Source organism: Roseburia sp. AF22-2LB (assembly GCF_003461125.1).
GTDB classification, from domain to species: Bacteria; Bacillota; Clostridia; order Lachnospirales; family Lachnospiraceae; genus Roseburia_C; species Roseburia_C amylophila.
In genome coordinates, this window is sequence record NZ_QTWM01000001.1 from 13,583 (window position 1) to 29,949 (window position 16,367).

Annotated in this window: 16 protein-coding genes; 14 read left to right on the forward strand and 2 right to left on the reverse strand. The window is 40.3% G+C overall.

Annotated features, from left to right (window positions below; translation table 11 throughout):
* Nucleotides 1-95 precede the first annotated feature (95 nt).
* The 14 genes from flgM (at nt 96) to DWX96_RS00135 (ending at nt 13,913) form a co-directional block, all read left to right on the forward strand.
* Nucleotides 96-377: a flagellar biosynthesis anti-sigma factor FlgM gene (gene flgM, locus DWX96_RS00070; RefSeq protein WP_117841495.1), complete on the forward strand. Its 282-nt coding sequence runs from the start codon at nt 96-98 to the stop codon at nt 375-377.
* A 16-nt stretch (nt 378-393) separates the two neighbouring features.
* Nucleotides 394-906 (forward strand): flagellar protein FlgN, encoded by a 513-nt coding sequence (locus tag DWX96_RS00075; RefSeq protein ID WP_022242359.1) that lies wholly within the window; start codon nt 394-396, stop codon nt 904-906.
* Nucleotides 907-923: 17 nt separating this feature from the next.
* Entirely contained in the window at nt 924-2,666 is a 1,743-nt protein-coding gene (flgK, locus tag DWX96_RS00080; protein WP_118056690.1) for a flagellar hook-associated protein FlgK, read from the forward strand.
* A gap of 18 nt (nt 2,667-2,684) precedes the next feature.
* Nucleotides 2,685-4,535 (forward strand): flagellar hook-associated protein FlgK, encoded by a 1,851-nt coding sequence (gene flgK, locus DWX96_RS00085; RefSeq protein WP_118056689.1) that lies wholly within the window; start codon nt 2,685-2,687, stop codon nt 4,533-4,535.
* A 14-nt stretch (nt 4,536-4,549) separates the two neighbouring features.
* Complete coding sequence (locus DWX96_RS00090; RefSeq protein WP_118056688.1) at nt 4,550-6,061, forward strand: flagellin N-terminal helical domain-containing protein; 1,512 nt, start codon at nt 4,550-4,552, stop codon at nt 6,059-6,061.
* A 16-nt stretch (nt 6,062-6,077) separates the two neighbouring features.
* The gene (gene fliW, locus DWX96_RS00095) at nt 6,078-6,539 is read left to right on the forward strand and encodes a flagellar assembly protein FliW (protein WP_118056687.1); all 462 of its coding nucleotides are present in this window, start codon (nt 6,078-6,080) and stop codon (nt 6,537-6,539) included.
* Between the two features lies 1 nt (nt 6,540).
* Nucleotides 6,541-6,756, forward strand: coding sequence for a carbon storage regulator CsrA (gene csrA, locus DWX96_RS00100; protein ID WP_022242364.1), 216 nt, complete (start codon nt 6,541-6,543; stop codon nt 6,754-6,756).
* Nucleotides 6,757-6,843: 87 nt separating this feature from the next.
* Entirely contained in the window at nt 6,844-7,266 is a 423-nt protein-coding gene (locus tag DWX96_RS00105; RefSeq protein WP_118056686.1) for a flagellar protein FlaG, read from the forward strand.
* 12 nt (nt 7,267-7,278) lie between these two features.
* Entirely contained in the window at nt 7,279-9,591 is a 2,313-nt protein-coding gene (fliD, locus tag DWX96_RS00110; RefSeq protein ID WP_118056685.1) for a flagellar filament capping protein FliD, read from the forward strand.
* Between the two features lie 65 nt (nt 9,592-9,656).
* Nucleotides 9,657-10,034, forward strand: coding sequence for a flagellar export chaperone FliS (gene fliS / locus DWX96_RS00115; protein ID WP_117697324.1), 378 nt, complete (start codon nt 9,657-9,659; stop codon nt 10,032-10,034).
* The gene (gene flgN / locus DWX96_RS00120; RefSeq protein ID WP_118056684.1) at nt 10,018-10,503 is read left to right on the forward strand and encodes a flagellar export chaperone FlgN; all 486 of its coding nucleotides are present in this window, start codon (nt 10,018-10,020) and stop codon (nt 10,501-10,503) included. The genes fliS and flgN overlap by 17 nt, the downstream gene beginning before the upstream one ends.
* Nucleotides 10,504-10,691: 188 nt before the next feature.
* Nucleotides 10,692-11,519 (forward strand): flagellin N-terminal helical domain-containing protein, encoded by an 828-nt coding sequence (locus DWX96_RS00125; RefSeq protein WP_117697322.1) that lies wholly within the window; start codon nt 10,692-10,694, stop codon nt 11,517-11,519.
* A gap of 260 nt (nt 11,520-11,779) precedes the next feature.
* Entirely contained in the window at nt 11,780-12,079 is a 300-nt protein-coding gene (locus DWX96_RS00130; protein ID WP_118173128.1) for a hypothetical protein, read from the forward strand.
* A 1-nt stretch (nt 12,080) separates the two neighbouring features.
* Complete coding sequence (locus tag DWX96_RS00135; RefSeq protein WP_158561810.1) at nt 12,081-13,913, forward strand: motility associated factor glycosyltransferase family protein; 1,833 nt, start codon at nt 12,081-12,083, stop codon at nt 13,911-13,913.
* On the opposite strand, the gene DWX96_RS00140 is transcribed toward DWX96_RS00135, so the two are convergent.
* Nucleotides 13,897-15,066 carry a CgeB family protein gene (locus tag DWX96_RS00140; protein ID WP_117697317.1) on the reverse strand — a complete coding sequence of 390 codons (1,170 nt, stop codon included), beginning with the start codon at nt 15,064-15,066 and terminating at the stop codon, nt 13,897-13,899. The two genes, DWX96_RS00135 and DWX96_RS00140, sit on opposite strands and share 17 nt — an antisense overlap.
* A 13-nt stretch (nt 15,067-15,079) precedes the next feature.
* Nucleotides 15,080-16,246, reverse strand: a complete 1,167-nt coding sequence (locus DWX96_RS00145) for a CgeB family protein (protein WP_118056682.1) — start codon at nt 16,244-16,246, stop codon at nt 15,080-15,082.
* Nucleotides 16,247-16,367: the final 121 nt, after the last annotated feature.

A 16,367-nucleotide genomic window follows, 5' to 3' on the forward strand; every position in this document is an offset into this window, starting at 1 on the left:
TCTTAAAATTGCACTAAGTTTTCCAAAGAAACGTCCGATAAATAGATTAGACAGCAGAAATGCGAATCATTTCAAGGAAGAAAGGAGATGCCGTTATGCGTATAGAAGCTTATAACCAGATCGCATCCATATATAAAACAAGTAAGACTGGTAAAGTACAGCAGCCATATGGTGTAAGCACAGGCAGAGATGAAGTGCAGATTTCCCAGTTGGGAAGAGATTACCAGATCGCAAAACAGGCAGTCGCAGAAGCTTCGGATATCAGGGAAGATAAAGTAGCAGAACTGAAAACAAGTGTCCAGTCAGGAAAATATGATGTGGATTCCGGAGATTTTGCAAGTATGTTACTGGCAAAATATAACGAAATGAAGAAGTAAGAAGTGAGGATAAGCCGTGGCTAGTTTGATGGAGGATTTGGCAGATGTACTTCTGCAGGAAGATAAACAATATCAGGAGTTGATTGTTCTTTCAAAAGAGAAGACAGATGTACTGGTTGCCGGAAATGTAAAGAGATTGGAAGAAATTACTGCAATGGAGCAGGAAATGACAGATGTGCTTCATGGATATGAAGTGCGCCGCAGAACCATCTTACAGGATATGGCAGATGTACTGGGTAAATCAAAGGATGATTTTACCATTGAGACCATGATACAGATACTGGAATCACAGCCAAAAGAACAAAGCCGCCTTATTTCACTTCGGGATAAACTTCACAGGACGTTAAAGGAAATGGCACAGCTAAACACACAGAATCAGGCACTGATTAAACAGTCCTTAGAGATGGTGGAGTTTGACCTGACCTTGTTTAAGAGCCTGCGGCAGGCACCGGAGACGGCAAATTATAACAAATCTGCATACAATACCGGAGATTTGTTAGGAAGCAGTGCTTTTGACACGAAACAGTAGGCAGGAGGAAAAGTACCATGGCAAATGGAATGGGAAGTTTATATATTGGTTCTTCTGGACTTCGGACAAGCCAGAATGCCTTGAATACGACAGCAAATAACCTTGCGAATGTTGACACAACCGGATATGTGCGCCAGCAGGTCATTCAGGCGGACCGCCATTACAATACATTTGATAAAAATGCAGCAATCAGTAATCAGCAGTCCGGACTTGGTGTAAGTATTGCAGATGTCATTCATTCAAGAGATATATTTTTAGATAAATCATATCGGACAGAGACTGGAAGACAGTCTTTTTATTCCGCATGCTACTCTGCAACAAATGAAATCTATACTTATTTTCAGGAGCTGGAGGGAGAAGCATTCCAGGATAGTATCTCATCTTTATATACTGCATTTGAAGAGTTCTCCAAAGATCCTTCTGATTCTGTAAACCAGAACCTTGTAATGCAGAAATCGAGTCTGTTTATCAGCCGGGCGAAAGCCGTTTACACAAGTTTACAGAACTATCAGAATAATTTAAATACAAAAATTTCCAAGGACATTGACCGGATCAATGAACTGGGAAAGAAAATCTATGATTTAAATGAGAACATTGTAAAAATCGAGGCTGGTGGAGTCGAGACTGCAATGGAATTAAGGGACCAGCGGGATAACGCACTGGACGAACTGGCAGGTCTGGTTCATATCGACTATGATGAGAAATACGATGGAACTGTATTTGTTTCAATAGAAGGTGTTGATTTCGTAAATCGTGCCCAGGTATATGAGATGGGAAAAAGCGTAGATGATGAGACCGGTTATATTACACCATACTGGCCGCAGATGTCAGATACGAATCGTGGACAGACAGCCGATGTATTTAACTTTAATGTAGATATTTCGTCTGCTTATAACACTGACATCGGAGAATTGAAGGCACTGGTAATGCAGCGTGGAAATTATGTGGCAGATTACCGTGATATAGAAGGAAAATCCCGTCAGGAATATAATGATGGTGCAGGAATGTCTGTAATGCTTTCTACAGAAGCAGAATTAGACCAGCTGGTACATAAACTGGTTACAGCAATCAATGATATCTTCTGTCCGAATGTAGAATATGCTGGCACAGATTTAACCGGAACAACAGCAGATGGAAATGCGTTTAACATTACACAGGGGATGAAAGTTTTAGATACAGATAACTGCGCAGTAGGAAGTGATGGAAAGCTTCCACCACAGGAGCTATTTTCCAGGGTAGGAACGGATCGCTATACAGAGGTGAATGTAACGGATGCGGCTGGAAATACCAGGACATACTATGTATACAATGAGGAAAGTGCAACAGATATTTCTAAAATGTATACCTTGTCCAGCCTTAAGGTAAATGATGAAATTATCAGCCAGCCATCTTACATCCCACATCTGACACAGGATAGTAATAATAAACAGGTAGCGCAGCAGCTTGGTACCGCATTTACAGAGATGTGGAAGAAGAGTGAGATTTCTTTGAATCCGAATGCTACCAGTAAATGTACCTTTATGGAATATTATGCACAGATGATTGGTGAAACAGGAACAGCAGGTTCTGTTTACAATACCATGTCAGAGACACTGAATAACACGGTAAATACCGTTGATAATAAGCGTCAGCAGGTAATCGGAGTTTCTTCTGACGAGGAACTGACCAGTATGATTCAGTTCCAGAATGCTTACAATGCAGCCAGCCGTTTTATGAATGTGGTAAGTGACATGATAGAGACATTAATTAACGGATTGTAATATAGAAGAGGTGGGAATATGCCGTCACAATTTTTTGGATTAAATATAGCAGCATCTGCATTAAATGCATTTCAGGCATCTGTAAATACTGCTGCCAATAACGTATCTAATGTACAGACCAAGGGTTACAGTAAACAGGTGACGAATAAAGAAGCCGGTGAAGGAATGCGTGTCAATGCAAAATACGGAACTACCGGAACCGGAGTAAATGCGGTTTCTGTCACACAGCTCCGGGACAGCTATTATGACACGAAATACTGGAATAATAATGGAAACCTTGGATTGTATCAGAAACGTCTTTACTATATGGAACAGATTCAGACATATTTTACAGATGATGATACGGAAAAGGGTTTTTCCACATTATTAAAAACCATGTTTAATAATCTGGATACCACACAGCATACGAACTTTGATGAGAATGTAAGAAAGCAGTTTATCGGAAGTGCCCAGAGTCTTGCCACCTATTTTAACGGAGTTGCTACGAACCTTCAGGAATTACAGGGAACCTTAAACAATGAGATTAAGTCTACTGTAGATAATGTAAACTCCATTGCGGAGAAAATTGCATTGATTAATAAGCAGATTAATCAGGTGGAAATTAATGGTGGACATGCCAATGAGCTGAGAGATAAGAGAGCACTTTTGGTGGATGAACTTTCCGCAATTGTTCCGGTTGAAATATCAGAAGTGCCGATTACCAACAGTAACTATCCGGATATGGATCTTGGAATTAATAAATACACCGTGAAAATTAATGGACAGACCATGGTGGACGGATACGATTACCGTACCCTCTCTTATGAAGCGAGAGAGCAGAAGATTAACCAGACTGATATTGATGGATTGTACGACCTGACCTGGTCAGATACCGGAGTAAAATTCAATGCAGCCAGTGCATCCATGGGTGGAAGCTTAAGAGCTTTGTTTGAAATGCGGGATGGAAATAATGCAGAAAACTTTACCGGTAAAATAGGAACAGAAGCCGGAAGTATCCAGAATACTGTGGTAGATGGAAGAACTGTAACACAGATTACCGTAAAGAATCCATCTATGACGGATGTAGAGAAATTATCCATTGCAGAACAGGGAATCATAACCGTATTAAACAATGATTATCTTTATTCCGATTTTACCATGAATGCAGATGGAAGTTATACTTTTACATTAAAACAGGAGTTAAATGCATCCCAGAGAAGCAAGTTCTTAGGAGAAAGTGTCAGCATTGGAAAGAGTGTGGATGCCATGGGAATTCCATACTATATGTCCCAGATGAACCAGTTTTTAAGAAGCTTTACCAAGGCATTTAATGATATTGAGCGGGGAGATGCAAATGATCCTGCAGTGGATTTAAATGGAAAAGAAATGGGAAGTTTTTTTGTGGGAAAGAAAGCTTTAGGCGGAGAATATGATTTTACAGATACACAGATATCCTCCGGCTCCAATACCTATTATCAGCTGACAGCATTAAACTTTGCTGTAAATTCAGAGTCCATAACAGACCCGGGAAGATTTGCAGCAGTAACCAGGTCAGAGTACACCGATGGTGTGGATAAATATACATTGCTGGATAGCCTGAAGAAATTAGAGAGTGATACCAAGCTATATCGTGGAACGGGGGCGGATGATTTCTTACAGTGTTTGCTTTCGGATATTTCTGTAGATACAGAAGAAGCGGAGCTTTTCAGCAAAAATTATTCCAATATAGAGTCGACTATCGATATGCAGAGACAGTCTGTATCCGGTGTAGATGAAGATGAAGAAGCACTGGACCTGGTAAAATTCCAGAATGCATATAATCTGGCATCCAAAATGGTTTCTGTTATGGCAGAGATGTATGACAGATTAATCTTAGAGACCGGAGTATAAGGAGGTTTGTTAGAATGAGAGTAACCAATAACATGATCATGAGCAATACCAAAATAAATATCAATGGAAACAAGACCAATGTGAATACATTGAATAATCAGATGACTTCACAGAAGAAAATCAGCAAGCCATCCGATGACCCGGTTATTGCTATCCGTGCACTTCGGCTGCGCAGCAGTTTAAGCCAGATTAATCAGTATTATGAAAAAAATATTCCGGATGCAGAGGCGTGGTTAGATGTTACCGAAACCTCTCTTACTAACATGAAAAAGCTGCTGACTACCATTCACACCCAGTGTGATGCAGGAGCCAATGGAACACTGACGGAAGAAAACCGCAAGACTATTTTAAAGCAGTTACAGTCCTTGAGTGACCAGATTTATTCTGAAGGTGATGCAGATTATGCGGGAAGAACAGTATTTACCGGTTATAAGACGAATTCAACCTTAACATTCCAGTCAGACAGCAAAGAGACTTATAATATCAGCGAGTATTTATCGGCAGATAAAATAGAAGAATATAATTATTCTTATGGAAATGTTAAGACGCCGACAGCTGCAGACGTAGCTGCAAAGACAGCACCGGGTACACCGGAGAATACTACACTGCACAGATTGCGCCTTTCCTATGACAATATTACCGATATTACTGGTGGAAAAATCAGTTACAGTTATACAGACAAAGCAACCGGACAGATGACCATGAAGGAGCTGAATGTTACCACTGTTACCACTAGTGATCTGGAAGCGTCTTCTTATGCAATAGCAGATAATGACATCGTATTTAATAAAGACACCGGTGAATTTCTGATGGGAAAAACACTTGCATCCAATCTGAAATCATTAGGAGCAACGGTTTCTGTGAATTATGATAAGACCGGATTTTCCAAAGGAGAATTAAGACCGGAGAATTATTTTGACTGTACCAATAATACAGATGCGGCTAATCCAATCCAATATACTAATTTTGAAAACGGAAAGAGAGTCCGGCAGGATATTGAATATACCATTGCATCGAATCAGACTCTGGTGGTAAATACACAGGCAAGCACAGTGTTTAACTCTGATATTGCAAGAGATTTAGATAATCTTACTTCCATTGTGCAGTCGGCTATTGACGCACATAGTGTAGTGGACAACATTAAGGAAATGAAAGGCTTAAGCCAGTATTCTTCAAAGGACGACCAGGAATATTTGGAAAGCTGTCTGGCTGCTGCCCAGAAACAGGCAGATTATGCAGACCATCAGCTGCAGACAGTATTTAACAGGGGACTGACGAAATTCGAAGGCTATATGTCAGATGTAAACCTTGCAATCACGGATGTGGGAAGCAAGGGACAGCAGCTTGATATTACAAAGAACCGCATGTCTAATCAACAGCAGACAGTAGAAGCGTTAAAATCAGACAATGAGGATAAGGATTTATCAGAGATTATCATTGACTATACTTCTTCCTATACTGCATATCAGGCATCTTTACAGGCGGCCGCTAAATTAGAAAGACAGACTTTACTGGATTATCTGTAAGAAAGGAGAAACTGGCATGAAAGCAGCAACAAGATTGTTTGGGGAAATAGAAATAGACGAAAGCAAAATCATAACATTTGAGGACGGAATCATTGGATTTCCGGATATGAAGAAGTTTACCTTAATCTTCGATGAAGAAAAAGAAGACAGACCGTCCATATCCTGGTTACAGTCCATGGACGAGCCGGAGATAGCATTTCCGGTAATGGATCCACTGTTCGTTTGTGAAACATATAATCCAAGTGTGGAAGATGAATTGTTAAAGAACCTTGGAACCATAAAAGAGGATAACCTTTATGTACTGGTAACAGTTACCGTGCCGCAAAATATCAAAGAACTTGCAGTGAACTTAAAAGCACCGATTGTAATTAATACAGACACAAGAAAAGCGAGTCAGATTATCGTAGAGGATGACCTGCCGGTAAGATACAGAATTTATGAAATCTTAGAAGAAGCAAAGAAGAAGGCAGGTGAATAAGATGCTGGCATTAACAAGAAAAAAAGGAGAATCCCTTGTTGTCAATAACAATATTGAGATAACAGTACTGGAAATCAGAGGAGACCAGATTAAAATCGGCATCTCTGCACCGAAAAATGTGCCGGTATACCGGAAAGAAGTATATTTACAGATTCAGAAGGAAAATGAAGCTTCTCTTAAAGCCGATGGGTTAGAAGCTTTGAAAAATTTACTGTAACCGCTAAATAAATTTACGGGTTCTACCGATATAAGAGTTAGAACAATGGTAAACGGAAATGACAAGAAGCACATGGAGGTGTAAGCAATGTCAATTGAATCAATTAGAAACAGTGGATCGGTGTATCAGGGAAGTTCTCCGGTTCAGGGAACAATAAGAGAAAGTTCCACAGTAACAACAGAAGGATTACAGACAAGTGCAGATGAAATACAGCAGGAAAATGCCAGTGTATTAGAAAATGCAGCAGCACAGGGTCAGAATCCAGCAGAAGAAGAAAAAGCAACTGCCTCTTCCTCGGAACAGGTTAAGAAGGCGGTGGAGAGCATCAATCGCAGCCAGGCTCATACAGAAGCAATCTTTGGTATCCACGAAGGAACCAATCGTGTCACTATTAAGATTGTGGACAAAGAGAGCAAGAAAGTGATTAAAGAATATCCGCCGGAGAAGACACTTGACATGATACAGAAGCTCTGGGAGATGGCAGGGCTGATGGTAGACGAGAAGAGATAGGAGGTACTTAAGATGGCAATTCGAGTATCAGGATTAGCGTCAGGAATGGATACCGAGTCGATTGTTACACAGCTCGTATCTGCATATAATGTAAAGAAAAATACATATGTAAAAGCACAGACCAAGCTTTCCTGGAAGCAGGATGCATGGAAGACATTAAATAAAAAGGTAAAGAGTCTTTACAGTAACATGACAAGCTTAAAGTATAGTTCTGCGTATAAGACCAAGATGGCGTCGGTGTCGGATACTACTAAGGCAAGTGTCAGTGCAGAGGGTACTGCTGTAAACGGAAGCTACAGCTTAAAGATTAATCAGGTGGCAAAGTCCGGTTATCTTACCGGCGGCCAGTTAGCAGCTTCTACAACCAGAGCAACCAAGCTTAGCGAGTTATTGGGTGATGACAGCTTTGCCGGTGGAAAGATTGAAGTGACATCTGCCGGAAAGACCAGCACTATTGAAGTGACAGCAGATACAACCGTAAGCAATTTTGTATCTAAATTAAATAAGGCAGGAGTAAAGGCTTCTTATGATGCTACTAACCAGAGAATTTATGTGGCAGCATCCGGCACGGGAGCAGCCAATGATTTCAGTCTGTCAGGAGTAGATGCCAATGGAAGTACAGCATTAAAGGCACTGGGCTTGAGGGTAGCTTCCAAGAGCAATACAGAGAATTATAAGTCATGGGCAGCGTATGATGGACAGGATATAGCACAGATTCTTGCGGATCTGCAGAATTCCAAGGATGCAATCTCAGCAGCCAATAACAGCATTACACAGTCACGCTCTAAGATTTCCGGTTATACAACAAAGGTAAATTATGCATCTTCCTATGAGACGATGATGAATGCATATAAGGGACTTGATAATGCAGGAGAAATCCGTGATTTGGATGAACTGGCAGCTATGTCCAAAGCTGATTCATCGAAAACATATGAATTGGATGATGATGGAAACTTTAAAAGAGATTCAGAAGGAAAGCTGATTGTAGCAGACGATACAGTCGCAGATGATAAAAAAGCAACCGGTACAGACCGCCTGAATGCCCTTGCAGCCAAAGCAGGTCTTGTTGAGAAGAAGGATGAAAAGGCCGGAGAAGATGTAAAACAGGTTACCATTGCAGAATTTGCGGCGGCAAAGGCAGCAGTAGACAAGTATGATGCCCAGGCAGCTGATGACACCCTGACAGCTGATGAAAAAGCGGATATGAATGATTTCATTACCAGTGTACAGCATGCTTATAAGGGGGCAGCAGATTCAGAATATGCATCCATAGAAGAACTTACCAATGCATACAATGATAAGATTACGAAAGAGCAGGACAGTATTACTGCCCAGAATCAGATTATCAGTGACAATAAGGCTGTTCTTGAAAAATATGCCCTGTTAGATAACGGGGAAGATCAGGCGGCATTGGAGGCACGTATTTCCTATGCGGTAGAACAGCTTGCCAATGCAGCTGACAAGACACAGTACAATACGGATGCAACCCGCGTAGATGGCCAGGATGCAGAGATTTATGTAAATAATGCAAAATATACGTCATCCTCTAACTCCTTCAGTATTAACGGACTGAAGATTGAGGCGCTGGCTTCAACAGAGGGCAGTGAGATTAATGTGACGGTAAAGAATGACGTAGACGGTGTATACAAGAAAATAAAAGATTTCTTAAAAGAATATAATTCCCTGATTAATGAGATGACTTCTCTTTATAACGCAGATTCTGCCAAAGGATATGAGCCGTTGACAACGGAAGAAAAAGATGCCATGACAGATTCTGAAGTAGAGGAATGGGAGAAGAAGGTAAAGAGTGCATTGCTTCGTCGTGATGATACATTAGGAACTCTTTTGAATTCCATGACCAATGCGATGTATAAGGGATATACTGTAAATGGTAAGAGTTACAGCCTTTCCAGCTTTGGTATTTCAACCCTGGGATATCTCAATGCAGATGAGAATGAGGAAAATGCTTATCATATTGACGGTGATGCAGATGATTCTGCAGTTTCCTCTAAGACCAATAAGCTCAAACAGATGATAGAGGAAGACCCGGATACAGTTACGGCATTCATGCAGCAGCTTGTTACTGGTGTATACAATGAAATTGATACCAAGATGCGTTCTAATTCTCTGAGCAGTGCAATGACTGTTTATAATGATAAGCAGATGGCAAAAGAGTATAGCAATTATACTACCACCATTAAGAAGTGGGAAGATAAGATTACTTCGATGGAAGATTCTTATTATAAGAAATTTGCAGCAATGGAAACTGCACTGGCAAAATTACAGCAGTCTACATCCTCACTGTCAGGTCTCTTAGGTTCATAAGAGCCGATAAATGTCAGTCACAGGCATAGACCTGTGATAATGTGAAAATACATGGAGGTAACACGATGACAATGAACAATGGATATGCAGCATATCAGAACAGTAAGATTATGACTGCTTCTCCGGCAGAATTGACACTGATGCTTTATGAAGGCGCCATCAAATTCTGTAATATTGCAATCATGGGAATTGAGGAGAATAATATCCAGAAAGCCCATACAAATATTGTAAAAGTAGAAAATATCATAGAAGAGTTTCAGGCAACCTTAAATCATAAGTATCCGGTTGCAAAGGACTTTGAAAATGTGTATAGGTACTTACAGGAACGCCTGGTTGAAGCAAACATGAAAAAAGATAAAGAAATCTTAGAGGAAGTACTGGCACACCTTCGCACCATGCGTGATACTTGGAAAGAGGTAATGAAGCTTGCACACAGCAAATAACAGCTATATTGAAATCTTAAAACAGAGCCTTACGAAAAAAATAGAACTGCTGGATACAATTATGGCATTAAATGTATTGCAGAAAGATATGCTGGAAAATCCGGATTTAGATCCGGATGAACTGGAAGAAAATCTGAACCGTAAGGCAGAACTGGTGGAGCAGTTATCAAAGTTAGATGACGGATTCAGCCAGATTTATGACCGGGTCCGAGCTGATTTGACAGAGAACCGTGGGGCATATTCGGAAGACATTGCTCAGATGAAGCGGGATATTACCGCAATCATGGACAAGAGCACTGCAATCCAGAGCCAGGAAAAACGCAATCAGGTATTGATGCAGCAGAAATTTACTTCCGTGAAGAAACAGATTAAGGAAGTAAAGAAATCCAGACAGGCGGTGAATTCCTATTACAGAAATATGATGAAAATGGGAACTCCGGGTTCCACATTTCTGGATGATAAGAAGTAGACTGGAAAAATTTAAAAAAAATTTCCATTTACTATAAAGTATCGAGACGACCGTCCGATATATATAACAAGTAAACAAGATATTGTTACTTAGCAGATGGATTTGAGGAGCGTACGGCCGATAAGATATCTGCAACAAAAAACAAGTAGTCGCAAGGAAGCGACGTTAAATTCAAGGAGGAATTAATTATGGTAGTACAGCACAATTTACAGGCAGCAAACACAAACAGACAGTTAGGTATCACAACAAGCGCACAGGCAAAATCAACTGAGAAATTATCTTCTGGTTACAAAATCAACCGTGCAGCAGATGACGCAGCAGGACTTTCCATTTCTGAGAAAATGAGAAGCCAGATCCGTGGTCTTAACAAAGCTTCTTCAAACGCACAGGATGGTGTATCTTTAGTACAGACCGCTGAGGGTGCATTAAATGAAACACATTCTATCTTACAGCGTATGAACGAACTTGCTACACAGGCAGCTAACGGAACTAACACAACTGTTGATAGAAGTGCTATCAAAGCTGAGTTGGATCAGTTAACATCTGAAATCGACCGTATCCAGTCTACCACACAGTTCAACACAATGAACCTGTTAGATGGTACTTTCTCTGGAACAACAAACAAGATGAAATTACAGGTAGGTGCCCTTTCCGGACAGTCTATCGACTTCTCAATTGCTAATATGTGCGCATCAAAGATTGGTCTTAAGGCTGCTTTAAGTGTAAGTACATTTACAAAAGCTGGTTCTTACATGAAATCAGTTCAGGATGCAATCGAAGTTGTTTCTAAACAGCGTTCAGCAATGGGTGCTATCCAGAACCGTCTGGAGCATACAATTGCCAACCTGGATACCACATCTGAGAATACTCAGTCAGCAGAATCCCGTATCCGTGATACAGATATGGCTTCTGAAATGGTTACATACAGCAAGAATAACATCCTTGCTCAGGCAGGTCAGTCTATGTTAGCACAGGCTAATCAGTCTACTCAGGGTGTATTATCCTTACTTCAGTAATCATAAGTACTCAACCATAAAAGTAAAGCTGACCCGAAAGGGTCGGCTTTATTTTTTACTTTACAGGAAATTGCTTTCCTGTAAAGTAAAAAAACGCTCTGCGAGGATGCGCACTGCGGCGTATAAGCTAGATGGCGCAGGCGCGAGAATGTGCTAAGGCACATTCTTTGTTACACGGGTAGTGATAATTATTTTCTTAGTGACGAAAAGATTAGTATCATGTAGAATAGAAGAAAAGAGATAAGACGAGGTACTCTAAAGTGGAAGCAGGAAAGTATAGTCAATTACAAGAGAAAATGAAAGCAGTAATCCGGAAGCTGTATCAGAACCAGCAGGAGGAAACTTATCCATGGATTGGTGCACATATTCAGGAGATAAAGGATAGCCTGTTAGAACAAATTACATATTATACAGAAAAAGGTGAAACCGACGTAGCAATACAGGAACAGGCAGTTACTATATTGGAACATTTGATTCATGCATATCAGAATCATCAGATCATGGAACTGGCAGATTGCCTGAACTATGAATATGGCAGATATATGGGATGGGAGATATAATATGACGATATACGAAAAGAATATGCAGGCAATCCGGGAACACCATGTAAGACTTCATGAATATCTGGAAACGGCACAGCCGGAGCAATCAGTAGAGATACGCTATGAAGCAGCGGAAGATGAAATGCTTTATCCGATTGTGACAAAGGGCGGATTGGAATACCGGTTAAATAGTAAATATAATCCAAAGGAAGCATCCATGCAGTATGTCAGCCAGTTTGAAAAAGAAGGCTCCTACAGTGTGTTCTTTCTTTTGGGATTTGGAGACGGAAGAAGTATAGAAGCATTGGCGCAGACGCTGGATGAGACCATGACACTTATTGTATATGAACCATCCGTTGCTATTTTCCAAAAAACATTAGAGACCTTTGATTATACTGAACTTTTAAAGAAGAAAAATGTGTATTTGATTGTAGAGTCAGAGAACATGCTGCAGGATTATTTAGAATCCGGTATCAGCTTCAACAATATCCGGATGCTGCGTCTTGGTATTCTTCCGAATTATGATTCCATTTATCCGAAGGAATGTAAACATATGTTAGAGACTATGATATATTTCATGAATAAGACGAAAACATATCGGAATACCATCTATAATTTCCGGGATGAGTTTGCGGCACATGCTCTCAGTAATATGTATGATTATCTCTGGCAGACAGATACCCATTATCTGAAAGAATGTCTTGCGGAGGAGGACTTGAGCGATGTACCGGCAATTATTGTAGCGGCAGGACCATCCTTAAATAAAAATGTGCAGGAACTGAAGCGGGCGAAAGGAAAAGCATTGATTCTTGTGGTGGATGCAGCACTCCGGGCAGTAGTAAATGCCGGAATTACACCAGATTTGGGAATGACGGTAGACGCAAGAGTTGCAGACCGCTTTTTTGAAGGAATTGATATCAGCACATTTCCGTTTGTATTTGAGGCAATATCCAGAGAAGAAATCGTAAAGAGACATACCGGCAAACATTTCTATGATGAATTTCCGTGTAATATGTTTGCAAAGGCTGTAATAGAAAGAAAAGGCTATGTCTTGGATGATATTTTAACCGGAGGTTCTATTTCTACCAGCGCATTTTCGCTGGTAAAGGCACTGGGTTTTAAGAAAATTGTATTTATCGGTCAGGACCTTGCTTTTACCGGAGGACAGAGCTATAACAGCGGTCTGAAAATGGATGAAAAAGAGAATGAGCAGCATCAGAAGAAACGTGTCATTGTGCAGGTAAAGGGCAATGATGGAACCATGCTGGATACAGACTATCAGATGGATATGTACCGGAAATGGATTGAAAATGAAATTTTAAAATTGCCGGAGGATATTACGGTAATCAATGCAACAGAGGGCGGTGCAAAAATAGAAGGCGCAAAAGTGATGACATTAAAAGAAGTCATTGATTCCTGCACGAAAGAAATTGATTTCGAAAAATTATTGCAGGAAGTACCACTGGCATTTACAGAAGAAGAACGGCAGGATATTATCGATGAGATAAAGGAAGAGCCGAAGCGTCTGGAAGAAGTAAAGGAAAATATTAAGAAAGCAAGGGAAGTTGCAGAGCAGTTAGAACAGGCATCCAAAGATGGAAATATAGAGGAGCAGAAGAAGCTGCTGACAGAATTTGGAAATCTTAATGAAGAAATCCAGAAGGAACCGGTGCAGGATTTGTTACTATATTATAACAGTGAAATAGAATTTTCCATTGGGGATGATGTATTATCTGCAGATTTAACAATACCAGACTTATGCAATCGTGCAAAAGCCTGGTACAAAGGCTATGAATCTGCGGTAGATCGACTCATAGCAGATTTACATGAAAAATTTATTGACCGTCTATAACAGATAACATGGTTTGAATCCGGTGCTCAAAGGTGTGGGCATCTAAAATTTTACCAAGGGCGTTGGCAGCAATCTGCTGACGTTCTTTTTCGTGGGAAAGATAATAGTCGGCATAAGTTTCTGCTTCCTCATAGGAAGAATAATAAATGAAATCTTCTCCCGGAACAAAGTAATTCAGAAAATCTTCCTGATAATTGGTCAGCAGGAAACCACCGCTTCCCATAATATCGAATGCCCGCAGAGGAATGCCCTTTTGGATACTGCGCAATGTAATGTTAAGATTAATCTTTGAATGTTGGAAAACCAGAGGCATAATTTCATAATAGTCAATGGCTCCCATATTTTCTACTTTGGGAAGCTGCGGAGTAGGATTGTTGGTATAAAGCTTCACCTGATGCACTGCGGAAAGCTTTTTTAGGATTGCAGTGCGGTCTAATTCTGCCAGTTTCCTGGCAAGGAAATAGTTGGCATAAATATAGCGCGGTGTTTCGATGCCGTCTTCATTTGGCGCATATGGAACGGATTTTTGCATATCACTTAAGATGGTATCATTTAATAAACCGGGAATTAGGAATTCACCATATACCTGCTGCTGGGCGGCAATAATTGCATCGAGGTATCCCTTCGTAAAGGCAGGAAGCTTCTGATATAAGCGGTCATAAAGCAGGTGGTCTTCGTTATAAAGAGAACCGACAAAAGAAATCTCGGAAGAGATTTTATCAAGGATAGAATCTGCTGCCTGCATGGTGGAAAGTCTTTTTGCATTTGCAGCAAGCGGCAGATAGAATACCCGGTCAATGCCCCCCTGCTTTAACTCTTCGTAAATCGGATAATCGAAAAGAAAAATATAATTGGTGGGATAAGTAATCGTAAAGGAATACAAAGCCACCAGCGGACTGTCATAAACATAGGAAACATAACGGAGATTATGCCGATGAGTGCAGGTGGCAAGAATCGGATAATAGTTAAAGGAAAATACAAAGTCGTAGGAAGTATTTTCTACAGCGGCATCAAAAGCCGCATCATAGGCAGCACTTTTGCGGACATTATAATCCTCGTGCATAAATAAATCCGTTTCAATGTTACAGTTATGAAATGCTTCTAACATATCTTTTTTGGCAAAAGCCGGTGAATCAAGAAATAATATTTTCATAGAGTTCCTTTCATTAAAGAGAAATCGCAGATGATAACATTTTCTGAAGCTGCTTCTCATAAGTATAATGATTTAATACTTTTTGATAGCCGTTTGCAGCAATTTCTTTCCGTTCTTTTTCATGGGAAAGATAGTATTCGCATTTAGACAGAAGGTCATCAGGACTGGTAAAGATGTCTAAATCTTCTCCAATGGTAAAACATTCACTTAAATCATTCTGATAATTTGTCAGTAAGAAGCCACCGCATCCAAGAACATCAAAGACACGAAGGGGAATACCATTCCGGATGGATTTGCAGGTCATGTTCAGATTAATTTTGCTGTGGGCAAAGACCTGAGGCATTTCTGTTAAAGTCTTAACCCGTCCACGATTGTGGACAGGAAGAGCGTCTGCATCACTTCCGGTGTATAAGTCTACTGAAAAATGGGAGCCAAGAAGGGACAATAGGTGCTTCCGCTCATTGGCAGTTACCTTCATGCCAAGGTACTGCTGTGCAATGATATCCCGGTCAACCCGTCTGGCTTTTTCCGGCGGAATATAATAATCCGGCATACAGTCAATAAATTCTTTGACAATAGAATCCGGCAGCAATTCATTTAAAAGAAACGCACCGTAAATCTGTTCCTGTGCATCCATAATTCCATTCAGATAACCTTCGAGATAAGGGGAAGGATTCTGGATGGAATCATAAGGACATTTCTCTGTATAAAGCGAGCCTACAAAGGAAATATCACTTTTGTAGGAATCGGGATTGACATCAGTAAGAACGGAATTCCAACGGTTTACATTGGTTGCCAGCGGCAGGAAAAAGGTATGAGCCGGGTTATATGGCGCAAAGTCCTGATATTGCATGGAATCAAAGAGAAAAATACGGTTCCACTCATTCGAATAGGAATCCGAATATAATTCCATGACAGGACTGTCTACCGTCCAGCAGATATAAGGAAGCTTCATGATATTACAGATTTCCGATAAAACAGGATAAAAGTTTATCGAGAAAATGCAGTCGAAGGAAGATGATAACAGTGTATCAGAAACATGCTTGATGACTGTCTGTGTGGGAATATTTTTATCGGTAATTTCAAGATTAATACAGAATACTTCATGCCCTAAATGCTTCATGGCTTCGATAATATCCGGTTCGCAAATGCTTCCATAACGGTAGAATAGTATTTTCATGATAAACTTTCCTCTTCCTTGGATATAGAGTATAATAACTATAACTATTGTAACGAAATCGAAAGAAAGAAACAAGGTTAGAATAAGGAGAAATCGTCGCAGGACGAAAAGAAAATATATG